Genomic DNA, 23,860 nt, shown 5'->3' with positions numbered 1-23,860 from the left:
CCAAATTCCGCTCAAGCGCCAAAAACAGTCAGAATCCTGATATAGCGATGTTTTTTCCTACTGATTTACATACCTGACCTCAAATCAGTGAAAATTTTTCTCAAATACCCCTTGACGAAACTACCAAAATTGTTGATTATCTATATCAATAACCTGCAATGGCTTAAAACTCCCCTGACATCTTTCTCAAGAGGTAAACGGCCGTGACCAGCATGGCAGAAAAATCCTTCCCAGCCGAAGGAAAATCATTTCCCTGGTGGGCCGGCAACGCCCGCTTAATCAACCTTTCCGGCCGTTTGCTCGGTACCCACCTCGCCCACGCCGGCCTCATCGTCTTTTGTGCGGGAGCCTATACCTTATTTGAGCTTTCCCGCTTTAACCCAGAATTGCCCATGTACGAACAAGGCTTAATCCTGTTGCCAAACCTAGCCAGACTCGGCTTGGGCGGGGGTGCGGGAGCCAAAATTGTCGATACTGATTCGTACTTCGCCGTTAGGGCGATTCACCTCATCAGCTCAGCCTTTCTCGGCTTCGGCGACATCTTTCACTCCCTCAAAGGGCAAGCAACCCTCGAAGCAAGAACTTCTTTCTTTGGCTACACATCGGAAGACGCAGACAAAATGACCACCCTCTTGGGCATCCGCCTAGTTTTGCTGGGTGTCGCTACCTTCTTGTTGGTACCCAAAGCATCGATGGTGCAATTCCTATTTTTTACCTACAAACGCCGCTCAGATTTCGGTCAACCTTGAGACAATAACTGCATGACTGTCTTTTTCTAAAATTTATCTATTGCCACTTTGATTATTTTTGTGGAGTCTGTCCGTAACATTGCCAGAAAGAGCGCATCAAATCAAGCGCTTGTATCCAATTGCTTGTTATGGGGATTTTTTTAGTAACGACTACCGCCTCACATTTACAGTGCGCCCGTGCGTTGCTTGTACTGAAGATGCGATCGGTTGCACTGACTTTGACCCTAAGACTTGTTTTACCAATGCTTATCAGCAACATTGCTAGAAACTTCATAAAAATTACGCATAAATACCGAAAACTACTTTTTCAGTACCACTTTTACGAAGGGGGATAGATGGCTAGCAGATTACCCTTAACTAAAGGGGAAGTCGAGAATTAGATGGATTATGAGGGGAAATACACTGTAGGAGAATCTAAAAAAGAGCGCGAATAAATAATAGATAATCCACTAGAAGCCTCGTTCAAGTTTTTTATTTTTAGCGATATGAATTTATACAGTGCTAACTCACTCAAAGTCGAACTAAACCAGAGAGGTTGCCGCCTAACTCCCCAGCGAGAAACTATTTTGAGCGTCTTTCAAAATCTGCCACAAGGCAATCATTTAAGTGCGGAAGAGTTATACAGGACTTTGCAGAATAAAGGAGAACGAATAGGCTTGTCTACTGTCTACCGAACCCTACATTTATTAGCAAGAATAGGAATTTTGCGTGAACTAGAATTAGCAGAAGGGCACAAACATTACGAACTGAATTTTCCCGAATTGCACCACCACCACCACCTGGTTTGCATTCAGTGTCACAAAACCTTTGAATTTAGCGATGAATCCATTTTAAAAATTGGCAAAAAGCAAGTTGAAAAAGCTGGGGTCGAACTGCTTGACTGTCAATTAACTGTGCGAGCTGTTTGTTTGGAAGCGCTGCGGGAGGGATGGCCTTCTTTGGTGCCGAGTAATTGGTTGTGTCCGAGATATCATTCAAAAATTGAGGAGGAAATTAGTTGAGTTGGATGAAATACATTTGGGTAATGGGGAATTAGTAATTTGTAATTGGTAATTGCTCACTATTGAACTCAGGTAGGGCAATCGCGTTGCAAGTAATGCTAGCAAAGTGATTCTTAGGAAACCAATCTCACCCATTGAAAACTCGCCGTCTTTCGCTTCCCCTTAATACCGCTGCAAGGAATGTTAGCGAAGAAATTATTAGGAAAGCAATCTCACGCATTCAAAACTTGCTGCATTTCCCTTATCCTTCCGTCAAGCAACCTCAGAATCGCCACGTTGGTGTTCCATCCGGAATATGTTAGCGTACAAACTAGCCACAATCTGTTTGCCTTCCTGCGTCAACTGCAAGTAACCTAGAGATTCGCTGATGTGAGGATAAATGCCACTCCAGTAAAACTTAGAGTAGCTTTGCAGCAAATCGCCCGGATGTCGATAGCCCAAAACTTTAGTAGCACCGCTTTCTTCCAACTCGTAAAACAGCGCGCCAATTTTCTGCAAATATTGCGGGTTGCTGAGCTGACCTATCAAATCAGCACCGCGCACTAAACTAGAGTAATTAACTGCATCCTCGTCAGTGTTACCGTCAAGCACCGAGAAACGAGTCTGTTCTATATTCTGCTTAATTATCTCCGCATTAATTAGCTTGTGGTTGCCGAAGCGCTCGTCAATGAACAATTTAGCTCTGTCAACTCGGTAAGGAGCTAAGCTAGCCGCGGTTGCACCGGGAGCAAGTGCAATTCTCATGCCATCTTTTCCCGTAGCATACAATCCTTCTGATTCTTGGTCTTGCCGGCAAACTCCTTTGACATATCCGATGTCTTGACACAGCAAAGAAATGATGAAGTGTAGCCAATCTTCGCAGGAAACTCCGCCTTTGCGAATGTGTTTGCCCCGCAAGATTTCTTGACCGACTAAGCTAATACAAATGGCGTGTTCTACATTGTGATAAAGAGCGTCGCTGTTGGCAATGTTTTCTAACGCCATTGCCCCCACCCAGGCAATAATGTCAGCATAGTCTGATTTGTAGCCTCCATAAGTGCGGCTGTAACCGTTCTGAAGTTGTTCTATGAAAGCCTCAATCAGCAGTTCTGTAGAATTAAACATACCCTGTCCTTTTACCTTAATATTTACTTTTAAGAGCGGTGCATCTATTGGGGAGTCCTCTAATTTTATGGAGGATATTTTAGCTTACAACTCATGCACCCCGTGTGGGTTGTGCTCTGTGGGTGGCAGGTGGGTGGCAATCTCAAAACTCATTGACGCAGCTACGCCCGGGGAGTCACCCAGCAATCTCTCGCCATGACTCAAAATTCCCAAGTAACTCAGTCCATCACTGACACCCATCCCCGCCGTACTGCATACAGCAGCCTGCTGACAATTTTTCGCTCCTCTGAACTTTTTAAACTGTGAGAATTAATTGCGTATTGAATTTGTTGGAACACAGTCCGATCGATCTTACCGGATTTCCAAATGTTCAAGTAAAGTTCGGAAATTTTATATTCAGGAATATAAGCTTTGGTTGTCATCTGCCGTCAACTCAATGTAGATTTCTTATTATCCGGCAATTTTAGATAACTTTATGTGATGTAGATCGGCTATAGAGTGTGATGCGATCGCAGGCTGGAGTTAATGCGCCTCTCCTAAACAATGGTAATTCGATCGAAAAAGCGCGATATGGCGATCGTCATAAATTTTGCTGACGGCTGTGACAATCATCATAGTTGCGCCTAAATTATAGGATGTCACATACCATTCGCCCGTTGCGATCGCCCCGGACAACTGGCAGCAAGAAAGGAAGTTTGAGCGCGGGTCGCGCAAATTTCTTGCCAAAGAAACTCGCGTCGTGTACAATACAGAGTCTGGTATCCTCACTTACCCATAACTATTTTCATTCATCCCGTCCCCCCAGAGGGGAAGGGACTTTCAGTGCGGATACAGCCAAATCACTATATTCAGCAAAAAGCTAGAAATGCCGTAACTCATGCCCACTATTCAGCAACTCATCCGTTCAGCACGGGAACAAACGCAGAAAAAAACCAAATCGCCAGCTCTCAAGAGTTGCCCCCAGCGCCGCGGAGTTTGCACCAGAGTGTACACGACCACCCCGAAAAAACCCAACTCGGCGCTGCGGAAGGTGGCTCGGGTACGGCTGACCTCTGGTTTTGAAGTGACCGCCTACATCCCTGGGATCGGTCACAACTTGCAAGAACACTCGGTAGTAATGATCCGGGGCGGTCGGGTAAAAGATTTGCCCGGAGTTAGATACCACATCATTCGCGGTACATTAGACACCGCTGGGGTGAAAGACCGCAAGCAGGGTCGTTCCAAATACGGGGCCAAGCGTCCTAAAGAGAAAAAATAACACGGAACTCGCCCGATCGTCGGGGTTGGGAAGCAAAAATAAATCCGATCGCGCCGATCGATTGCACGCTCGATCGTCATAAATCGAGATGTGATCCCAAAACCCCAAACTCAATCATTCAAAATCAAAAATCCCAAATAGAACTATGTCTCGCCGCACAGTTATTCAAAAACGTCCCGTTCCACCAGATCCAACCTACAACAGCCGGTTGGTAAGCATGATGGTGAGACGGATCATGCAGCACGGCAAAAAATCCGTTGCCTCCAGCATCGTCTACGACGCCCTCAAAACCATCCAAGAGCGCACAGGGGCTGAACCGTTAGACTTGTTTGAAAAAGCAGTCAAAAACGCGACACCTCTGGTCGAAGTCAAAGCCCGCCGGGTAGGTGGCGCTACCTACCAAGTGCCGATGGAAGTGCGTTCCGATCGCGGTACCACCCTCGCCCTCCGCTGGCTGATCAGATTTGCCCGCGCCCGCACCGGCCGCTCGATGGCCGCCAAGCTAGCCAACGAACTGATGGATGCAGCTAACGAAACAGGCAGTGCTATTCGCAAGCGCGAAGAAACACACCGCATGGCCGAAGCTAACAAGGCTTTTGCTCACTACCGGTACTAACTGCAAAATCGGGCATGGAGAAGAGCGCGATCGTGCGGTATAAAAGCATCGGGTGAGAAATTGGAAAGTGTAAGTTTTGAGTGTTGAGATTGCTTCTCTTGGCGCAGTTGCGATTCGTGAAGCAAACTCAAAACTCCCAAAATCAAAATTGACGCACTCAAAATTGACGCACTCTCTAAATCCTCCATGTCGCATCCTTAATATTTTTGTAAACAAATCTTGCAAAAAATATTAAAATGTAACAATAAGCTCCAGAAACTTTTGTAAGTCGCTGGGGAGTGCAAAATAGGGTTACTGTGTAGTATAGTAGTATTATAACAGCAACACAAGATTAAGGAGGTAGCTGTGGCACGTACCGTCCCGCTAGAAAAAACTCGCAACATCGGCATCGCAGCCCACATAGACGCGGGCAAAACAACAACAACTGAAAGAATTCTGTTCTATTCAGGCATGGTTCACAAAATGGGTGAAGTGCACGAGGGAACAGCAGTCACTGACTGGATGGAGCAAGAGCGGGAGCGGGGAATTACGATTACTGCCGCTGCTATCACCACCAGTTGGAAAGATTACAAAATCAACATCATCGACACTCCCGGACACGTGGACTTCACGATCGAAGTCGAACGCTCGATGCGAGTGCTCGACGGAGTGATCGCAGTGTTCTGCTCGGTAGGGGGAGTGCAGCCGCAATCCGAGACAGTTTGGCGACAAGCCGATCGGTACAAAGTACCAAGGATCGTGTTCGTCAACAAAATGGATCGGATGGGCGCAAACTTCTACAAAGTCTACGCCCAAATTCGCGATCGCATGAGAGCGAACGCCGTACCCATCCAAATCCCGATCGGCGGTGAAGAAAACTTCCGGGGAATTGTAGACTTAGTGCAAATGAAAGCCTATATCTACAACAACGACATGGGAACCGACATCGAGGAAGTAGAAATCCCCGATGAAGTAAAAGAGCTAGCAGCAGAATACCGCACCAAGCTGATCGAGTCCGTAGCAGAAACCAACGACGCCCTCACGGAGAAATACCTTGAAGGCGAAGAGTTAACCGAAAACGAAATTCGTGCAGCTTTGCGGACTGGGGCCATCTCTGGGACGATCGTCCCCATGTTGTGCGGTTCGGCATTCAAAAACAAAGGCGTTCAGTTGTTGTTGGATGCAGTCATCGACTATCTGCCGTCGCCCTTGGAAGTTCCTCCCATACAAGGACTCCTGCCCAACGGCGACACAGCAGAACGATTTGCAGATGACAGCGCCCCCCTGTCAGCCCTGGCATTCAAAATCATGGCTGACCCCTACGGCCGCCTGACCTTTGTTCGCGTCTACTCCGGTATCCTCAAAAAAGGTACCTACGTCCTGAACTCCACCAAAGACAAAAAAGAGCGAGTTTCTCGCCTAATTGTACTCAAAGCGGACGATCGGATAGAAGTTGAGGAACTGCGGGCAGGAGACTTGGGAGCAGCCTTGGGTTTGAAAGACACCTTCACCGGCGACACCCTCTGCGAAGAAGGAGCGCCAGTGATTCTGGAATCTCTGTTTATTCCAGAGCCAGTCATCTCGGTGGCTGTCGAACCCAAAACCAAACAAGACATGGAGAAGCTCTCCAAAGCCCTCCAGTCGCTCTCGGAAGAAGACCCTACTTTCCGAGTCAACGTTGACCCAGAAACCAACCAGACAGTCATCGCCGGCATGGGCGAACTGCACCTGGAAATCCTGGTAGACAGGATGCTGCGCGAATTCAAAGTAGAAGCCAACGTGGGTCAGCCGCAAGTAGCCTACCGCGAAACCATTCGCAAAGCCGTCCGCGCCGAAGGTAAATTTATCCGCCAAAGCGGCGGTAAAGGTCAGTACGGTCACGTCGTGATCGAACTAGAACCTACCGAAGTCGGAAGCGGCTTTGAATTTGTCTCCAAAATTGTCGGCGGCACTGTACCGAAAGAGTACATCGGCCCGGCAGAACAAGGGATGAAAGAAGCCTGCGAATCGGGTATTGTAGCAGGATATCCCGTGATCGACCTCAAAGCTACTATGGTAGACGGGTCTTTCCACGACGTAGACTCTTCGGAAATGGCATTTAAGATCGCCGGCTCAATGGCGATCAAAGAAGCCGTGATGAAGGCTTCGCCTGTGCTGCTAGAGCCTATGATGAAAGTAGAGGTGGAAGTTCCCGAAGATTACATCGGGAACATCATCGGCGACCTCAACTCGCGTCGGGGTCAGATTGAGGGCCAAGAGACGGATCAGGGAATTGCCAAAGTTTCTGTAAAAGTTCCACTAGCAGAAATGTTTGGCTACGCCACTGACATCCGCTCGAAAACCCAAGGTCGGGGCATCTTCACAATGGAATTCAGCCATTACGAAGAAGTGCCGCGAAATGTGGCTGAAGCCATCATCGCTAAGAACAAAGGTAACTAACGATTTTGAATTTTAGATTTTGGATTTTGGATGAAATCCAAAGTCTAAAATCTAAAATGTTAAAATCTAAAATCGCTAAAAGAAACAAGGAACAAATCGAGAATGGCACGCGCAAAATTTGAACGGAATAAACCCCACGTAAACATCGGCACGATCGGTCACGTTGACCACGGCAAAACAACTTTGACCGCCGCGATTACGATGACTCTCTCTGCACTAGGTCAAGCAAAGGCTAAGAACTACGCCGACATCGACGCTGCGCCCGAAGAAAAAGCACGGGGTATTACGATTAATACTGCTCACGTGGAATACGAAACCACAAGTCGGCACTATGCCCACGTTGATTGCCCCGGACACGCTGACTACGTGAAAAACATGATCACCGGTGCTGCTCAAATGGACGGCGGCATCCTAGTAGTGTCAGCAGCAGACGGCCCCATGCCTCAAACTCGCGAACACATCCTGCTAGCTAAGCAAGTTGGCGTTCCCAGCCTGGTTGTCTTCTTGAACAAAGAAGACATGGTGGATGATGCTGAACTGTTGGAATTGGTAGAACTGGAAGTTCGCGAACTTTTGAGCTCTTACGATTTTCCGGGCGATGACATCCCCATCGTCACAGGTTCGGGATTGAAAGCTCTTGAAGCGATGCTTGCTAATCCCAAGACTGTCAAGGGCGAAAATGAGTGGGTTGACAAAATTTACAAGCTGATGGAAGAAGTAGATGCTTACATCCCCACCCCTGAACGCGAAGTTGACAAGCCTTTCTTGATGGCAGTTGAAGACGTATTCTCGATTACTGGTCGGGGTACTGTCGCTACTGGCCGGATCGAACGCGGAACCATCAAAGTCGGCGAAACAGTCGAATTGGTGGGTCTTAAGGACACTCGCAGCACTACGGTGACTGGTGTGGAAATGTTCACCAAGTCTCTGGAAGAAGGCATTGCTGGCGACAACGTGGGTCTACTGCTGCGGGGGATTTTAAAGGCGGATATTGAACGCGGAATGGTGATTGCCAAGCCGAAAAGCATCATGCCTCACACTCAGTTTGAATCTGAAGTGTACATCCTCAAGAAGGAAGAAGGCGGCCGGCACACGCCCTTTTTCTCTGGATATCGCCCTCAATTCTACGTCCGTACCACTGACGTGACCGGCACGATCGCACAGTTCACCGCTGATGACGGTAGTGAAGCAGAAATGGTGATGCCCGGTGACCGGATCAAAATGACTGTTGAGTTGATTCACCCGATCGCGATCGAACAAGGAATGCGCTTCGCTATCCGCGAAGGCGGACGCACCGTCGGCGCCGGCGTTGTTTCCAAAATCCTCAAGTAGGAATCCGATAACAGCTTAAATAGCAGAAAAGCCGCCAAATTTAATCAGGCTTTTCTGCTATTTAGTGATTAGTGATTATTGAGGAGTCTGCCGTTAGCAGTTAGCCCAAAAACAACTGCAAACAGACAACAGACAACAGACAACAAATAACAAACTGAACCTCGAAAATTCAAGAAACAAAAATGGCAACAATTCAACAGCAAAAAATTCGCATTCGCCTCAAAGCTTTCGATCGCCGAATTCTAGACGCATCCTGCGAAAAGATTGTAGATACAGCAAATCGGACAGCAGCCACAGCGATCGGCCCGATTCCCCTACCGACAAAACGGCGGATTTACTGCTTGCTGCGATCGCCCCACGTAGACAAAGATTCTCGCGAACACTTTGAAACCCGCACGCACCGCCGGATTATCGACATTCACCAGCCATCGGCCAAAACAATTGACGCTTTGATGAAATTGGATTTGCCAGCCGGCGTAGATATCGAAGTCAAGCTGTAGATTGAGGCCTTGGAAAATAACAAAAAAAGGAACAAGGGAAAAATACTTTGTTCCTTTTTTTTCATTCCCGGATGCAAGGATAGTCAGAAACCAGTTTTAAAGTTGAGAATACGATCGAGGTGTTGTAAGCTGCGTTGCTGGTAATGGTATGGTTGATAAGATTCTTTTCTTTTTAGAGAAATTTGCTATGATAGTTTAAGCGCTCGCTATTCGATATTTCTTCAATTAGCAGCTATGAACATTCAGTTGGTTGACTCCTTAATTCAAGTCATTGAATCGCTGACACCTGAAGAGAGTTTGTTGTTCCAAGAAAAACTTTCAGCTAGGGCGATTCAGAGTACACCTGGAGTCTGTGGAGGAAATGCCCGGATTCGCAACACCCGCATTCCTGTTTGGACACTGGTTTCGCTTCACCAACAGGGGGCCCGTGAGGCTGAGTTACTTCGGAATTATCCAGTCTTGGACGATCGCGATCTAGAGAATGCTTGGCGTTATTACGATCGCCACCGCGAAGAAATCGATCGTATTATTATTTCTCATCAAACCGATGATTGAAAGGGTGAGGCTTTATTCCAATGAAAATTTCCCGATCCCAATGGTCGAGCATTTACGTAGTCTTGACAGTGATGTTTTAACTTCTTATGATGCCGGTCAAGCAAATCAAGGAATTCCTGATGACGAGGTTCTGCGCTTTGCGACTGCACAAAATCGGGCGGTAATTAGCTTCAATCGCGATGATTTTGTGGCGCTGCACCGTCGTGGCGATCGCCACGCAGGAATTATTGTTTGTAAAGACGATCGAGATTACCTGGGACAAGTTACTATTCTTCATGCCTATCTTCAGCAAGTTGATTCGTTGCTCGATCGCCTAATTCGGATCAAAAAGCAGAATCAGCGTGGGTTGAGTCATCCGGTTTTTGTGGTTGAAGAGTATGGGCGATAATTCACCCACACCAACCAAAAACCTGGGTAACAACCAAGGATTTTTGAGGAAAACCCGGTTTCTGATCCTACGCATCAGCCGAAAGTCTCGATCGCCCGCTTCCCATTTCCCCCCGATCGCCCCTCACCCCCGCCCGGAATTGCCTTTAATCAGTTAAAGTAAGAAAAATAAGCGCAAGTACCGTCACTTTTGAGCGACAATGGCATCCTCTTCCTCTGTAGCAGTTCGCGAACTCCCCTTATTTCCGTTGCCGGAAGTGGTTCTATTTCCAGGTAGACCGCTACCGCTGCAAATCTTCGAGTTTCGCTATCGAATCATGATGAATACGATTCTGGAGGGCGATCGGCGTTTCGGTGTGCTCATGTGGGACCCCAACCAAAACAAAGTCTCTGCCGTTGGCTGTTGCGCCGAAGTGATTCACTGTCAGCGCCTGCCCGACGATCGCATGAAAATTATGACTCTCGGCCAGCAACGGTTCCGAGTCCTGGACGCCGTTCGGGAAAAACCCTATTTAGTCGGTCTGGTAGAGTGGATTGAAGACGAACCGCCGCAAAAAGACCTCCGATCTTTGGGAAAAGATGTCGAACAACTGCTTCGAGATGTAGTTCGCCTCTCTAGCAAATTGATGGATCAGCCGATCGACCTGCCCGAAGACATTCCCAGTTTGCCTACAGAATTGTCCTACTGGGTAGCCAGCTACCTTTACGGTGCAGCGACAGAACAGCAAACTCTTTTAGAATTGCAAGATACTGCTGCGAGATTGGAACGCGAAACCGAAATTTTGACTTCTACTCGCAATCACTTGGCAGCGAGGACTGTACTTAAAGATACCCTCAAGTAGCCAATTTACTTAGGAAAAAGCACGATCGGTTTGACCTGCATTGAAGCCAGAATTAGACATAAATCTGTTTAATCCACAACTTCAAACAGGTTCGGATAGGTTCCTTATAAGTAAGGGGGCAAAATTAATTACATAAAAAGTCTTGACGCTTACATGGCTTTCACGCGAGATTTTGTGTAATTAATTCTGCAGAACTACTTATTTTGGGGTTATGTCAAGTATTAATCTCGAAGTGGCTGGTTAACATCTAGTTTGCAGACTGAGATATCTGTATGGAGGGAGTTTTAATGTTAGATGAGACAGAAATATCTTCAACAAGTGAAGACACAAAAAAAATATCTCAAATTAATTTGATAGAAAGGATGTTAGACCTTTATAAACAAGGACTTACTTATCAGGATATAGCTAAGAGGCTTCAAATAAGGGAACCACAAGTTAAGCACACTTTAGTTTATCATCCTGCATTTAGTCAGTTTTTAGATCTGTATAAACAAGGGTTTAACTATCATGATATAGCCGAGCAGTATCAACTAAGCCAACAACAAGTTAGACAGATTTTAGTGAATAATCCTGCCTTTAATTTGTATTTGATAGAAAATGTAGTAGACCTTTATGAACAAGGGCATACCTATCAGGATATAGCTGATTGGCATCAAATAAGCGAAGAACGAGTTAGGAAAATTTTATATAATAATTCTGCATTTGGCAACTTTTTCGACCTTTATAAACAAGGGCATACTTATCAGGATATAGCCCATCGGTCTCGAACCAGCGAACAACAAGTTAGGAAGATTTTAAATAGTAATCCTGCATTTAATGAGTATTTGAAAGATTTGAAAGAAAGTGTTATGCAGGCTTTAGATTGCAATTCTGAATCTCATCATTTTTTAGAACTTTATAAACAAGGGCATACCTATGAGGATATAGCTGATCAGTATCAAATAAGCAAACAGCAAGTTAGGAAGATTTTAAATAGTAATCCTGCATTTAATCAGTATAGGAAAGATTTGACCGAAAGTGTTAGGCAAATTTTAGATAGTAATTCGGGATTATCTCATCATTTTTTAGAGCTTTATAAACAAGAGCTTACCTATAAGGAGATAGGTGATCTGCATCAAATAAGCCAACGACAAGTTATGTATATTCTCGATAAGAGTTCTGCATATCATAAGTATGTGAGAGAACGTGACAAGAAAAAAGTTGCTGAACCAGCCATCGTTGAAGAAGAGAAAGCAGAACAGTTTAAAAAGAACCTTTATTTAAAAAGCTTAGATGTCCTCTACCCTGAGAGAGTTAGAGAATTATGGGACTATCGGAAAAACGGAAATCTTAAGCCTGAAGAAATTTATACTGTAACTAATATCCTTATATGGCTTAAATGTCCTCTTGATGGATACTCTTGGACAAAGCAACTTGATCATATCACTGCTATCTGGGAAAAGGGGACAAGCGGATGCCCAGAGTGTGCAAGAAAACTTGCACACAGTGAGTCACCATTGTCTAGTAGTTTACCTGATGAACTACCGAGTAAACTACTAGATGACTCATCTAATAGCTCATCGAGTAATGGTAATGAATTGCTCGGTAGTACACCAGATAGTTCACTGGTAGGTTCAGCCTGTGATTTACCCGGTAAACCACCCAGTGCGTCACCATTATTTAGTGGTTTAGCTAATGAACTACCGAGTAAACTACTAGATGACTCATCTAATGGCTCATCGAGTAATTTATTTAAAGGGACAGAAGTAGAAGAAACTCAAACTTTTAAAGAAGGTTCGAGCCGGCAAGTAAGGCTCAATCGCTATGAAAGAAATCCTCAAGCTCGGAAAAAATGTATTGAATTTTATGGAACAGATTGCTGGATTTGTGGATTTGATTTTGAGAAAGTTTTTGGAGAAAAAGGTAAAGGTTTAATTCATGTTCATCATTTAATACCTTTATCTAAAATGAATAAAGAATATGAAGTTAATCCCCGTGAAGATTTACGTCCAGTATGTCCTAACTGTCATGCAATGATACATAGAAAAAATCCCCCATATAGCATAGAAGAACTTAAAAGTTTACTTAACGGTACTTAGACGAAAAACTACCAGCAAAGGGCTAAAAGCCTGTGTCATATAGATTTTATTCAGAAAAGTTAAATTTGTGATAGGTATAGAATTGAGGTCATTTTAACCCCCTTAGACGTATTTTTATTGCCTAGCAAGGGTTTCAATTCTATTAACCACGAAAACTTGTTTAAGTCCCATAAATTAGCATTTACTGCTTGTGTTAGAAAATCACGACCAACCGAAACCCTACGATGCAGTTAGAGGCGGTCAACTGCCACCTCCTGTGGGCGGTGTAGTGCTCGGCGGACTAGCAGGAGTTAAACATCGGCTGTCTAGTTCTGTCAGCGAACATCGAATCGCCGCCTTGAGAGAGACATTGAATTACGGCGATGCGGGCTTAAAAATAGTCATCAAGATTTGTCAAACTGAAACAGGGCCGGTGCAGCGGGCGGCCTGCGATTTGCTTCGACAAAGGCTGAATTCGATCGCCCGCGAAAAATTACAGGCCTTTGTAGCTTCAAGTTCTGATTCAGAATCTGAGGTAGACAGCACGGAAAAAATATTAAAGCACTCATCTGGTGCAGTCTCAGAAAAAAATTACGATCGGCAAATGTCCGAAGCACAGTTAATATTTGAGACAGTTACGCAGCAGATGCAACCAAATTTGTTGCTGTTAGAAGCACTGGTAGCCTCTGTAGAACGCGAAGAATTTACCAGCGAACTGATGAATCTTTGGGAACTATTAATCTTAGAAATTCAGGAACCTCTCAAAGAAATGCGTCAGGCTGTTGGCAGTGCGATTTCCGCCCAACTGCGGATTCAGTGGCTGTACAATCAAGCTGAATCTCAAGCCAACCAGTGGCAGCAGCGAGCTTTGCTAGCTCTTCAGACACAGGATGAAAATTCAGTCCGCCTCGCCGTGGTTCGCAAGCAGGTTGAATTCGATCGGGCCGCAGAACTAAAAATTGACTTAGACTACCAAACTGTGCGAGTAGAAAATCTCAACCGCAACTTGCTGGCTTTGGAAAGTAAGATTGCTCAAGCTAATTCCAAGAAAGAGATACTCAAGATGCAGCTTCATTTTGCTAAGGTACAGCAGCAAATAGACTTCACTTTCAGCCAAGTCAATAGTATATTTTTTAGTCCTTAGTTGTCGGATTCTCCGGTTATATATTGCCTGATATCAAACTTGTCTGACGCAAAAATGTATAGCCCCACTTAAAATTGCTTCATCTAGCTTAGCGCCTTCCAGATTAGCCCCGCATAAAAATGCCCCGCTCAAATTAGCACCCCTCAAGTCTGCTCCTCTCAAGTCTGCGCCCTCAAGGTTACTTTCACACAAAAAAGCGCCTTTCAAGTTGGCCGATCTTAGACTTGATCCCCGCAGTTTTGCCTCGCTGAGATTTGCTTTTTCGAGGTTTGTATTGTCCAAGCAAGCATCTAAGAGATTCGCTTCCATCAGGTTTGCGGCGTACAAAGATGCTCCGCTCAAATTAACACCAATCATTTTGGTGTCGCTCAAGTTGGCGTTTTCCAAGTTTGCCTCAATCATGTCCGCTCCTGTTAATCGTGCGAAACTTAGATCGGCTCGGCTCAGGTTAGCCCCATTGAGTTTTGTCATCACCAGGCAAGCATTCTTGAGCTTGGCAGCTATTAAGTTTGCCCCCCTTAAGTTTGCCAAAGCAAAATTTATTTCTTTGAGATTCGCGCAGGCTAGATTAATATGAATTAGGAAAGCTTCTCGCAAAGAAGCCTCTTTCAAGTTTGTTTCATGAAAATTTCTTTCTCCGGCTGCGTATCGCTTGAGAAGTTCATCAGCATTCATCTCACCAGCCTCCTAAGCTTGACTTAAAAAGTATACTACATAAAATAAAATTATAATACTGACAGTACATTGTAGCAACCAAAGATTTTTAAAGTTTCTGTGTGATTTTTTAACTCTTCGAGTGCGGCTCGAACAAATGCTTGGCAGGCGTTAGCCTCAACGTCCATAAAGAAAATATATTCTCCGAGCGATCGTTTAGTCGGTCTAGATTCAATCCGACTTAAATTAATACCGCGACTGGCAAATACTTGCAAAGGTTTTACCAGTGCTCCGGGCATATTGGCAGGTACGCTAAAAGCTAGTGAGGTATGGGTGCAATTAGACGGTGAAGCATCGAGGATCAACTTAGAAGCAGATTGTGTAATAGATTTAATGGATGAGCGCTCCCCTGGTTCTACGTTGGCGATTTCTCCCCCACTCCTGCTGAGTACCCAAAATCGAGTGTAATTATCGGGATAATCATTAATGGGGTGAGCTAACACTGGCAAATTGTAAAGTTCAGCCGCTCTTGGCGAAGATATCGCTGCTACATTTCTATCTTCCAGATATTGCAATGCTTCCGTGGTAGAATTCGTCGGAATTAATTGAGCTGAGGGAATAAACTGCCCCAACCATAGCTGACACTGAGCTAGCGCTTGCGGATGAGAGTAAACTTTTTGAATCTCGTTAAAATTTTTGGCATTAGACACCAGCGCGTGGGAAATTGGCAAAACTAAGGCGTGTTGAATGCGGAGTTGATCGAGCCGCCACAGTGTATCTAAGGTGACAGTCACGCTGCCTTCGATCGAATTTTCGACAGGCACAACTGAATAGTCAACCTGCCCTACGGCAGATGCCTCTAGCGCTTGGGAAATGGTGGAATAAGGACACAGGGTGCATTCCAAGTTAGTTTCTTGGCTCAACCAATTGACATAAGCTAGAGCCGCTGTTTCTGCATTTGTACCAACAGGGCCGAGATGTGCGATCCTCTTCGAGGGCTTCGCTAACGAAATTTTCATTTAGAGGCAATTTTAGGTTACAAATGTTTGCTTTACTCTCATCAGCTAGGAAGTATGATGAAAAATTAGCAATGTCCCGAAAGCTTTTATCGGTGATTTCTCGGATGACATTGCTGGGCACGCGACTTAGTGCGCTACGTATGTCACCTTAAAAAAGGTGATAGTTTATTAAGATATGCTTAGGAACCCTATATTTTGATATTTTCTCATGTATACCCGCTTTAATTCTTCCCAATCCGTTGAGATCGCCGTACCAGAGGAACGGGTTCCCATTCAACATTATCTACGCCAGCCGAGGCGACTGGTGAATGCCCTTGTCGATCAAAGTCGCACACAACAGCTAAGCGATGACTGTTTCCGCCTAAAAATGCGACCGTTACAATTTATGATGCTGAGCATTCAACCCACAGTAGATATGAGGGTGTGGGCGCAGTCAGACGGCACAATCAATTTGGAGTCCGTCGGGTGCGAAATTCGCGGCGTGGGTTACATCAACGATCGCTTTGCTCTCAATCTCAAAGGACAGCTTTGTGTTCACCAAAGCAGCGGGGTAGCATACTTGAAGGGAAAAGCGGATTTGGAAGTACAAGTAGAGTTACCGCCGCCGTTTTGGGTGACGCCCAAACCCATTTTAGAAGCAACCGGGAATGCTTTGCTCAAGAGCGTACTGCTGAGTGTCAAACAGCGGTTGATGCACCAGTTGCTCTGCGATTATCGCCACTGGGCAAGCAGCGAAAGTGAGCTAATATCGATCGATCTCCCCCCAATCTTATCTTTAGAAGGGTGAAATCCTACTAGAGAAGCTGTTAATTAATGTATAGGGATATTTAGGCAAAAATCAGATCACTTACCACAATATTAGTTAGACGCTTGAATCGGGCATCGGTCGCTTTGTGGGAACTAGCCAGCAGGGATATATAGATAGCTGCGGGTCACTCAAAATCGATGTGAGTAAGCCCTCCATGTTCATCATCTTCCATTATTCCCACGCCCCCAGGCCACTCTGTTGACCTGTGTTTTAAAACTTCGTCTTTTTGGCGGAGTTCGCGCTGTGGTGGCTTAATTATTTTGCCCGGTTGATTCGTGGCGCCCACCCGAATCCTGATTTTTGGCCCGGAATTGCCTAAGCGAATTGTCATCCCGTCCACAACTGACACCTGAGCGATCGGTCTATCATCTACATAAGTGCCGTTAGCACCAAAATTAATAATTTCCCAGCCATTGGCGTGATTCCACAGCTCTACGTGGTGGCGGGAAACTACAGCGCTGTAAATAATTACATCATTGTCGTTCGAGCGGCCGATCCTAACCACAGGTTCTGATTCAAAACACCAACTTTGAACTGGGACAGATTGGATAGGATGTAAGAGAGTTAAGGTAATCACGGATGTTTTGACACTCCACCGCCAGACACAAAGGGGGAGGCTTCCAGATAGATTCTGTGGGATAAAAACACAAAAAATTTGATTTTTAAAGGCGCCGTCAGTGCGCCAGCATAGTCTCTATCTGCAGTAAAAGATGAAATTTTGGCTGCTTGAAGCATTTGAACAAACTTTTGATCCTTAACTTTTGGCGCAGGCGGCAGCAATTGTTTCCCCTGCTCAACCAGAAATTTCAACTCAGACCCGCGCTGGTTGCAGATCTGATTCGAGTTCTCGATCGGGCGACAGTCACTGCTCAACGACTCGTTGTTTATAAAGAAAGAAGTTAACCAATTATTAATCCTGGGGTCTCTAGATAAAATACTTGTTGGTTGTATCAAACAGCCTAGGTCTTTTTGAGTTGCTAACATTTTCCTTATTGATGCGATACCTTTAAAATACAATGCTTTGAGCAGCACTGGAATTTTGAGCGACAACGCATCAATCTCTGATAGCCAAAATACCGATCGACCTTCCTCGCGCGCACCGCCTCAGAATGCGATCGGCAATTAGTCGCAGGGCGAGCGGGAAGGCCCAACTTCAGCTCAAATCTGACTCGGGCGGCTCCGGGTTGGGATCGGGCGGGACAGACTCTTGCCTTTGCCGCTTCAACTCTGCAACTTTTTCTTGAGCTACATCCCTGACTTCTAGAGCTTTATCTTGGAATTTTTCCGCCAGACTTTGAGCGCCCCGCTTCACACCTGCCACATTTTTGAGAGTTCTGTCGAAATCTTCATGTAAAAACTCTGCTACCAGACCGACTTTTTTGTGCAGTCCCTCCGCGTACTGCACTGGCTCCGATACAGCAGCTTCAGAGACTATCGCCCGCTTGCTGCCGATAGTCGAAATAGCTGCCACAGGTAACAAGTAAATGTCGTCTAAAACACCGCGCCAGCCGCTCGATTTAAATAGGTAGTGGGTGACTGAACCCGTGCGGACATCAAATAGGTAGTCAACCACTACACCTGCCTTATTCCCAGCGTCCGTGAGCACCTCAAGGCCGATCGGACAAACAGCTTGTTCCGGCTGATGCAATTCCGGCAGTTCCGGGTTAATGGTGACAAAAACATTTTCCCCCACCGTATCAACTTGCGCCCAAGCGAACCAAGTTTTTTTGCTGCCCAAAAGTCCCGACTTGCAAGTAAAGCCGATCGCCCGCTGGGAGTGAGCATCGAGCCAAACCCGATCTACCCTGCCGACCTCTTCCGCCGTTCTGCGGTCGATCGTGCGGCGGTTGAGCAGTTCGCTGCGCCTAACAATCTGTGGTGATGTACTCATAAATAAACTCCTGAGTGCCGCCTGTGAAAAATGTCGATCGTCCAAAGAAGCCGATTTAATATTCTTCTTCCGAATAATGGCGATTATTATCTGCCTCGGTTAACTCCTCCTCTTCCCTGGAAGTGCCAACTTCTTTGTGGTCGGGAACAGGAATCGTGCTAATGTGCACGCCACCCGATGGAGCGTGAATTTCCTTAGCCTCCCTGGGCTTGACGCTAATTTGTCCTAATTGGACAGAGGACTGATTCGGGCCTACGTTGATTTGAATTTTCGGACCTGAGCGAGCCAAGTGAACGATCAGACCGTCCACAATGGGAACCTTAGCAATTGGCTTACCATCGAGGTAAGTGCCGTTGGTACCTAAATTGATCAGTTCCCAAGTTATGCCGCTGCGCCGCAATTCGATGTGGCGACGAGAAACCACAGCGCTAAAAAGAACGACGTGGTTTTCGGTCGAGCGCCCGATCCGGACGACCTGCTCGTCTTCAAAGATCCAACTGCGGACGGGTATAGACTGGAGTGGATGTAGCAAGGTCAGCTTAATCACATTGGCAGCATTGAGTTTTGGTAGAGCGCCTCAAGATGCGATTTTAGATTTTAGACTTTCGATCGCCCAATCCAAACTCGCTCTAAGAGATTTGAAATAAAAACGTAACCAGGTCTCCTTTGCCCAGAGAGATGCGGTCTCCCGGTCGCAACCGGTGGCGGTTTCCCTTGGGTAGCGGAGTATTGTTGACGTATGTGCCGTTGGAACTGCCTACATCTTCTAGGTAGCAAGCATCTCCCTCCACCCGGAGATTTGCGTGTACCCGAGAAACTATCTCAGAATTAGCAAATCCCGAAACATCGATATCCGGCGGTACTAAGTCATTTGGCTTGCCTATGTGAACCACAGACAGACTGTGAGGCAATTCCATCGGCGTATTTGTCTGAACGTGTAGCAGGCGCGCCGACTGCTGTTGCAGTTGAGTTTTAGCTACACCTGCCGGCTGTGGGCCCGGAACCGGAGGAGAGATAGTTACTGGTGTTGCCACCGATTCAGTTGTAACAGGAACCGAGGGCGATGGCGGGGGATCGGGAATCGTCGGAATGCTGGCGGGAGTTTTTTCCAAGTTCAGCCCCTTATTCAGGGTAACTAGAGGTTCCATTGCCATCAGGGGATCGGGTGGGACTAAATCCGGCGCCGGTGACGATACCACTGTGGGGCCTACAGGCGAGGGGGACGGTAGTGTCCCCTCAACTTCTGGAACTATGGAACCCGGACGCAAGTTAAAGCCACACTGACCGCAAAATGCTGCATCTGTCTGAACTGCTGCACCGCAGTTCGAGCAACTTGCGGTAACAGGTAAAGGCGTGTAGCAAGCCTCACACTGGCTGGCCCCGTCGGGGTTCTGGTGATTGCAATTGGGACAGACAATCATCGATTTCTCCTTGCTATCGGCCAGATTTTCAAATCAGCCTCATAAAAATACTCGTGTATATGGTCAAATTTTAACTTTAACCGCCACAATTCTTATATTGCTTCGCTAATACTAGCAACTGAGCTGACGCCGTGACGTTAGCTGTGATGGGCCTGATTGAGTTAGTGATAATGCTGAGTGTGTTGGCACGCTTGCTGCTCTGTCAGCTATTTTACTGTTTCACCAGCCGCCGCATCGAGCAGCCACCAAAGTTCGCCCTCTGGTTGAACGAATCTGGCTGGATAGGTCATTTCGTCAGCAGCAGGGGCAAAAATTTGAGCTAGGGCGGGTTGTTTGCTGGCTCCTGCGACCATGAAGATGACGCACCGGGCCCGGTTGATTAAGGGGACTGTAAAGGTAATGCGGGGTTGACCGTCTTTGTTGCCGACAGTTACTAGGGCATCCCGGACTTCCAAGGCTGCTGTGCCGGGAAAGAGAGAGGCTGTGTGAGCGTCGTCTCCTATGCCCAATAAAATGATGTCAAAGGCAGGAAACTCGCCCTCGGATACTTTGAAGAACTGCTGCAATTCGGTTTGGTGCGCTGCAGCGTCGGCTGCGGGGTCGCCGGCGCCTGTGGGCATGGGGTGGATGTTGCTGGCGGGGATATTCACTCGATCGAGCCACGCGAGGCGCGCCATTTTTTGATTGCTGTCTGGGTGTTCTTGGGGAACGTAGCGTTCGTCGCCCCAGAAAACGTGAATTTTGTCCCAAGCCAGGTCTTGGGCTGCGATCGCTGTGTAGAGCGGTTCTGGTGTGCTTCCGCCCGCTAAGGCGATCGTACAAAGTCCGCGTTCTGCTATGGCTTCTGAGATTTTCGACAGTACAATTTCCAGCGATCGATCTATTAGTTGTTCCCGATTTGCTAATACTTCAACTACTTTTTTCATTAATTTCCTCTCAACTTTCCTTGGGTGTTGTTCTCAGCAATTGCCAATTTTACCTTGACATTTTGGTTTGAGGTCGATCTGCTGACAGACTCGGCAGCCCGGACACCGCATCCCATAATATTTTATCATCTTATGCCCCTTGATTTAAGGCAAGCAAGACATATTTATACCAGTGCTTTATGGATATTTTCACCGATTGCATTGAGCTTTCGCAACTTTCAATCAAAATTTCGATCTTACTCGGAGCATCTCTGCAGAAAGTAAAAAGCGTTTTTTGGGAGTGCGGTCCGTCCCGCACAGCAAAGTCTATAAATATAGCGAGCCGGACGATCGCACACCGACAGTAAAAGCAAAATTGAGATGCTCCCGATCGCACTTACCCCGGCATAGCAAAAATAATCAAGATTGATGTGGTAGACTAGGAAAAATAGTTTTAAATCCGCACGCTCGGATAGAAGCAAAACTATGTCAATTTTTAAGCGATTTCCTACATCTGTCCGCTATCTAATAGCGCGGTTGCGCCACTGGACCCAACCGGCGGTTTGGGCTCCGTTAGCCGTGCTGTGTGCGGGGGGGTTATTTATCTGGGAGGTCTCTGTAAACCCAGAAAGGTTGAGCATAGATGGCGAAGAAGAAGTAGCCACAAACAATCCAGCTTCGCTATCGGGACTATCTGCTGAAGATACCGCGATTGCGGCTGAAATCGACAGCTCACCAGTGCTAGTCAATCAGTTTAATGGCTCTACTGCTTCTGAACTGAACTTGTTAAATTCATCAGTAGTAAAAAGCCAAGGTTTATTCGAGGAACTTCGAGATCGGGGCTTAGAAACTCCTCAGCCATATTCCGCCCCCAAGCGAGTAGGAAGCAGCGGATTTTTCTCCTTACCAAATTTAGCAAATCCTGCTGTCGAGACCGGAAACAATAACCCCCAAAATTCCAGCTTGCCAAGTTCAAACACAACATCAGCGTTGAGTTTATCTAGCAGTGGGAGACTGACTTCCGGGATAAAAACGATCGAGCCTGAGTCTGGGGGTACAGCGACAGCAACTTTATCGCAGGCGTCGAGTGATGCTAATTCAGGTAAACAAAACGAAAATTCTCTGCCTTTGAGTCCGCTGCAAGCAGCTATGAAAAAATACGTCGTTGCTAACACTTCGGCAACGGCGGCTTCGGTTGAGAAAAAAGCAGACGAGGCTAAATTGCTCGATCGACCGGCTTCCGATCCGGCGGCAGGAAATGCGACAAATTTGCTCCCAACGACCGCTACAGCTCAAAGTGGAGCCAATCCTGTGAATGTTCCCACAGCACTTCCCCCACTTGTGGCTCCGACAAATACCGTGAGCAAGGAATCTCAAGAATTCTTACAACCGACAGCTACAGTCCCTGAACCATTGGCGGGGTTAACTTCCCGAATACCGAACCTTCCCGAAATTAATGCAGGGGCTGCAACGGTGGCTTTGCCGAAAAATCCCTACCAAACTAATTTATCTGGCTCAGGCTTAGCACCTGAAGTTCAACCTGTGGCACTTCCAGTAGCCATACCTTCGCCAACACCTCTACTTCCCAATGTCGGTCCATCTCCCTTTCTAAGTGGGATTGGGGGAAGCAAGATAATTAGCCCTCAATTCTCTCCTAATTCAGCGAATTCTCAATTTCAAACACCTCCACCGAGTCAGCTTAATTTGCCTGATCCACCTAACTTTGGAGTTGTTCCCCAAAATACAAATCAGGGCGTGCAGCCCATTCAACCTCAAACTTTTGCTACACCCCGCTCCCTGGCTCCAGGACGCTACATTGGCGGTGGCGAAATCAATACTTTTTCTAATCCTTAAAAGGAAGGAAATTCGGTCATGAAAACGATATTATCAATTCCCAATACTTAGGCTAGGCGGTTCATGGCCTTCGACTTCGGTTCTCCTCAGCGTAGTCGAAGGGAAGGTAGCCGAAGGCAGTGGAAGGGCAGTACAAGTTCCGAATTACCCATTCTCAATGTTAGCGGTAAAACTTACCTAGCGGCGGCCCGTACCAACAACAATCCCCCGATTCCCAAGCCAAACATAATCGGCAGCCAAGCCGACAGAATCGGAGTCAAAACAGCTTTCACGCCCATAGAACTGGTCATGAAAGAAAATACGTAGTAAGTGAAAATCACAACTACGCTAATACCAAAACTCGTTCCTCGACCGGAGCGGCGCGGTTGAGTTCCCAAAGCTGCTCCCACTAAACCAAAGACCATGCAGACGAAAGGAAAAGCATATTTTTCTTGAATTCGCACCTTTAATTTGCGAATTTGCGGTTCGTCGCCACTGTTTCTAATGATATCCAAACGCTCTAAAGCTTGGGCAATGTTCATTTCCTTGAAATCCCGCACTCTAGCCGCTAAATCTAAGGGCGTGCGGGGGAGCTGCAATTGCTGGTGTTGAAACCTAACTATATTCCGGTAAGAGCCGTCAGGAGCTACTATATAAGCGGTTCCGTTGAAAAAATCCCAGGTATTTTCTGAGGGATTCCAAGTAGCGGATTCTGAAGAAACTATTTGATTGAGGCCTGGGGTAGAGCGATCGATAATTGTTAAACCTTTCATTCGCTGGCCGTCAAATTGTTCTGCATAAAAAAAGCGGGCGAGGATTTCGTCGCCACCTTTTTCTGGTTTGCGAAATTCTGTGTAGATAATATTTTTATCTTGAAATGTAGGTTTTTCTCGCTTCAGGGCTCTGTCTAAAGTCAGAGTAGCTCTGTAGCTGGCGGCAGGTACAACTAACTCTTGCAAAGCAAAGGTGAATCCTGCAACAATTAAACTCATTATCACAGCAGGCAGTATCAATCGGTATACGCTGACTCCGCAACTGCGAAGGGCGATGAGTTCGCTGTCGCTGGACATTCGGCTGTAGGCCATTAAGGTTGCTAGCAGCATTGACATGGGGAAAGCCAATACTACAAAGTAGGGAATTTGCAGGAGAAAAATTTCTATGGCTGCGCCGTAGGGGAGGCCGGATTCTGCTACTCTGCGGACTAATTCAAATAAAGCTCCAACTGTGACGGCGACGGATGTAAAGAGTCCGACGCCAAATAGAAATGGCCCGATTAGTTCTTTGGTAATGTACCAGTCCATTACTGAAATTCTCGGCAGCCAGTTGATGGGATTCAAAGAATTGGATATTGCTATTTTCATAGTTT

28 protein-coding genes are annotated in these 23,860 nt (G+C 46.4%); 15 read left to right on the top strand and 13 right to left on the bottom strand.

The genetic code is table 11. The annotated features are described in order from the left end of the window. Window positions 1-212 precede the first annotated feature (212 nt). Together QUA33_RS11870 and QUA33_RS11865 are read left to right on the top strand one after the other, a co-directional pair. On the top strand, window positions 213-749 hold the full coding sequence (locus QUA33_RS11870) for a hypothetical protein (protein ID WP_333148758.1): 537 nt from the start codon (window positions 213-215) through the stop codon (window positions 747-749). A 485-nt stretch (window positions 750-1,234) separates the two neighbouring features. Continuing rightward, window positions 1,235-1,750, top strand: coding sequence for a Fur family transcriptional regulator (locus QUA33_RS11865; RefSeq protein WP_015174051.1), 516 nt, complete (start codon window positions 1,235-1,237; stop codon window positions 1,748-1,750). Window positions 1,751-2,002: 252 nt separating this feature from the next. Here QUA33_RS11865 and QUA33_RS11860 read toward each other — a convergent pair whose 3' ends face one another. From QUA33_RS11860 to QUA33_RS11850, 3 genes are all read right to left on the bottom strand, one after another. Next, a complete protein-coding gene (locus QUA33_RS11860; protein WP_333068203.1) occupies window positions 2,003-2,854 on the bottom strand; it encodes an Npun_R2479 family HD domain-containing metalloprotein in 852 nt (283 codons plus the stop codon). Window positions 2,855-3,072: 218 nt separating this feature from the next. Then, a complete protein-coding gene (locus tag QUA33_RS11855; protein WP_015174049.1) occupies window positions 3,073-3,276 on the bottom strand; it encodes a hypothetical protein in 204 nt (67 codons plus the stop codon). Window positions 3,277-3,376: 100 nt separating this feature from the next. Next, the gene (locus tag QUA33_RS11850) at window positions 3,377-3,622 is read right to left on the bottom strand and encodes a hypothetical protein (protein ID WP_333148757.1); all 246 of its coding nucleotides are present in this window, start codon (window positions 3,620-3,622) and stop codon (window positions 3,377-3,379) included. A 109-nt stretch (window positions 3,623-3,731) separates the two neighbouring features. Here QUA33_RS11850 and rpsL point away from each other — a divergent pair, with 109 nt between their 5' ends. Then, entirely contained in the window at window positions 3,732-4,112 is a 381-nt protein-coding gene (rpsL, locus tag QUA33_RS11845) for a 30S ribosomal protein S12 (RefSeq protein WP_006632197.1), read from the top strand. Between the two features lie 145 nt (window positions 4,113-4,257). Then, complete coding sequence (gene rpsG / locus QUA33_RS11840; RefSeq protein ID WP_006632196.1) at window positions 4,258-4,728, top strand: 30S ribosomal protein S7; 471 nt, start codon at window positions 4,258-4,260, stop codon at window positions 4,726-4,728. Here rpsG and QUA33_RS11835 read toward each other — a convergent pair. Then, the gene (locus tag QUA33_RS11835) at window positions 4,725-4,916 is read right to left on the bottom strand and encodes a hypothetical protein (RefSeq protein WP_333148756.1); all 192 of its coding nucleotides are present in this window, start codon (window positions 4,914-4,916) and stop codon (window positions 4,725-4,727) included. The genes rpsG and QUA33_RS11835 overlap by 4 nt on opposite strands. A 157-nt stretch (window positions 4,917-5,073) precedes the next feature. Between QUA33_RS11835 and fusA the strand changes: the two genes are divergently transcribed. The 9 genes from fusA (at window position 5,074) to QUA33_RS11790 (ending at window position 13,963) form a co-directional block, all read left to right on the top strand. Continuing rightward, a complete protein-coding gene (gene fusA, locus QUA33_RS11830) occupies window positions 5,074-7,146 on the top strand; it encodes an elongation factor G (protein ID WP_333148755.1) in 2,073 nt (690 codons plus the stop codon). Window positions 7,147-7,248: 102 nt separating this feature from the next. Beyond that, window positions 7,249-8,478, top strand: a complete 1,230-nt coding sequence (gene tuf, locus QUA33_RS11825; protein WP_333096818.1) for an elongation factor Tu — start codon at window positions 7,249-7,251, stop codon at window positions 8,476-8,478. Window positions 8,479-8,660: 182 nt separating this feature from the next. Beyond that, entirely contained in the window at window positions 8,661-8,978 is a 318-nt protein-coding gene (gene rpsJ / locus QUA33_RS11820) for a 30S ribosomal protein S10 (protein WP_006632193.1), read from the top strand. Between the two features lie 234 nt (window positions 8,979-9,212). After that, a complete protein-coding gene (locus tag QUA33_RS11815; RefSeq protein WP_333148754.1) occupies window positions 9,213-9,533 on the top strand; it encodes a DUF433 domain-containing protein in 321 nt (106 codons plus the stop codon). Then, on the top strand, window positions 9,526-9,921 hold the full coding sequence (locus QUA33_RS11810; protein WP_333148762.1) for a DUF5615 family PIN-like protein: 396 nt from the start codon (window positions 9,526-9,528) through the stop codon (window positions 9,919-9,921). The genes QUA33_RS11815 and QUA33_RS11810 overlap by 8 nt, the downstream gene beginning before the upstream one ends. Next, window positions 9,911-10,078: a hypothetical protein gene (locus QUA33_RS11805; RefSeq protein WP_333148753.1), complete on the top strand. Its 168-nt coding sequence runs from the start codon at window positions 9,911-9,913 to the stop codon at window positions 10,076-10,078. The genes QUA33_RS11810 and QUA33_RS11805 overlap by 11 nt, the downstream gene beginning before the upstream one ends. 42 nt (window positions 10,079-10,120) lie before the next feature. Continuing rightward, window positions 10,121-10,762, top strand: coding sequence for an LON peptidase substrate-binding domain-containing protein (locus QUA33_RS11800; RefSeq protein ID WP_333024515.1), 642 nt, complete (start codon window positions 10,121-10,123; stop codon window positions 10,760-10,762). A gap of 272 nt (window positions 10,763-11,034) precedes the next feature. Continuing rightward, window positions 11,035-12,840: a helix-turn-helix domain-containing protein gene (locus QUA33_RS11795; protein ID WP_333148752.1), complete on the top strand. Its 1,806-nt coding sequence runs from the start codon at window positions 11,035-11,037 to the stop codon at window positions 12,838-12,840. A 190-nt stretch (window positions 12,841-13,030) separates the two neighbouring features. Continuing rightward, complete coding sequence (locus tag QUA33_RS11790; protein ID WP_333148751.1) at window positions 13,031-13,963, top strand: PspA/IM30 family protein; 933 nt, start codon at window positions 13,031-13,033, stop codon at window positions 13,961-13,963. 33 nt (window positions 13,964-13,996) lie between these two features. On the opposite strand, the gene QUA33_RS11785 is transcribed toward QUA33_RS11790, so the two are convergent. Further along, on the bottom strand, window positions 13,997-14,638 hold the full coding sequence (locus QUA33_RS11785; RefSeq protein WP_333148750.1) for a pentapeptide repeat-containing protein: 642 nt from the start codon (window positions 14,636-14,638) through the stop codon (window positions 13,997-13,999). 50 nt (window positions 14,639-14,688) lie between these two features. Further along, on the bottom strand, window positions 14,689-15,636 hold the full coding sequence (gene pheA, locus QUA33_RS11780) for a prephenate dehydratase (RefSeq protein ID WP_333148749.1): 948 nt from the start codon (window positions 15,634-15,636) through the stop codon (window positions 14,689-14,691). A 208-nt stretch (window positions 15,637-15,844) separates the two neighbouring features. Here pheA and QUA33_RS11775 point away from each other — a divergent pair, with 208 nt between their 5' ends. Further along, on the top strand, window positions 15,845-16,423 hold the full coding sequence (locus QUA33_RS11775; RefSeq protein WP_333096823.1) for a DUF1997 domain-containing protein: 579 nt from the start codon (window positions 15,845-15,847) through the stop codon (window positions 16,421-16,423). 145 nt (window positions 16,424-16,568) lie between these two features. On the opposite strand, the gene QUA33_RS11770 is transcribed toward QUA33_RS11775, so the two are convergent. From QUA33_RS11770 to pgl, 6 genes are all read right to left on the bottom strand, one after another. Further along, the gene (locus QUA33_RS11770; protein WP_333096826.1) at window positions 16,569-17,021 is read right to left on the bottom strand and encodes an FHA domain-containing protein; all 453 of its coding nucleotides are present in this window, start codon (window positions 17,019-17,021) and stop codon (window positions 16,569-16,571) included. Beyond that, window positions 17,018-17,476, bottom strand: coding sequence for a hypothetical protein (locus QUA33_RS11765; protein ID WP_333148748.1), 459 nt, complete (start codon window positions 17,474-17,476; stop codon window positions 17,018-17,020). The genes QUA33_RS11770 and QUA33_RS11765 overlap by 4 nt, the downstream gene beginning before the upstream one ends. 121 nt (window positions 17,477-17,597) lie before the next feature. Continuing rightward, window positions 17,598-18,335 carry a PRC-barrel domain-containing protein gene (locus tag QUA33_RS11760; RefSeq protein WP_333148747.1) on the bottom strand — a complete coding sequence of 246 codons (738 nt, stop codon included), beginning with the start codon at window positions 18,333-18,335 and terminating at the stop codon, window positions 17,598-17,600. A gap of 55 nt (window positions 18,336-18,390) precedes the next feature. Then, window positions 18,391-18,867 (bottom strand): FHA domain-containing protein, encoded by a 477-nt coding sequence (locus QUA33_RS11755; RefSeq protein ID WP_445304618.1) that lies wholly within the window; start codon window positions 18,865-18,867, stop codon window positions 18,391-18,393. 97 nt (window positions 18,868-18,964) lie between these two features. Next, window positions 18,965-19,756: an FHA domain-containing protein gene (locus QUA33_RS11750; RefSeq protein ID WP_333148746.1), complete on the bottom strand. Its 792-nt coding sequence runs from the start codon at window positions 19,754-19,756 to the stop codon at window positions 18,965-18,967. A 206-nt stretch (window positions 19,757-19,962) separates the two neighbouring features. Next, a complete protein-coding gene (gene pgl / locus QUA33_RS11745) occupies window positions 19,963-20,682 on the bottom strand; it encodes a 6-phosphogluconolactonase (protein ID WP_333096833.1) in 720 nt (239 codons plus the stop codon). 465 nt (window positions 20,683-21,147) lie between these two features. On the opposite strand from pgl, the gene QUA33_RS11740 reads away from it, so the two are divergent. Then, a complete protein-coding gene (locus QUA33_RS11740) occupies window positions 21,148-22,515 on the top strand; it encodes a hypothetical protein (RefSeq protein ID WP_333148745.1) in 1,368 nt (455 codons plus the stop codon). Between the two features lie 173 nt (window positions 22,516-22,688). On the opposite strand, the gene QUA33_RS11735 is transcribed toward QUA33_RS11740, so the two are convergent. Continuing rightward, window positions 22,689-23,855: an LptF/LptG family permease gene (locus QUA33_RS11735; protein ID WP_333096836.1), complete on the bottom strand. Its 1,167-nt coding sequence runs from the start codon at window positions 23,853-23,855 to the stop codon at window positions 22,689-22,691. Between the last annotated feature and the right edge of the window lie 5 nt (window positions 23,856-23,860).

The organism is Microcoleus sp. Pol14D4 (genome assembly GCF_036701245.1).
Classification (GTDB): Bacteria; Cyanobacteriota; Cyanobacteriia; order Cyanobacteriales; family Microcoleaceae; genus Microcoleus.
This window is presented reverse-complemented; position numbering and strand designations above follow the sequence as displayed.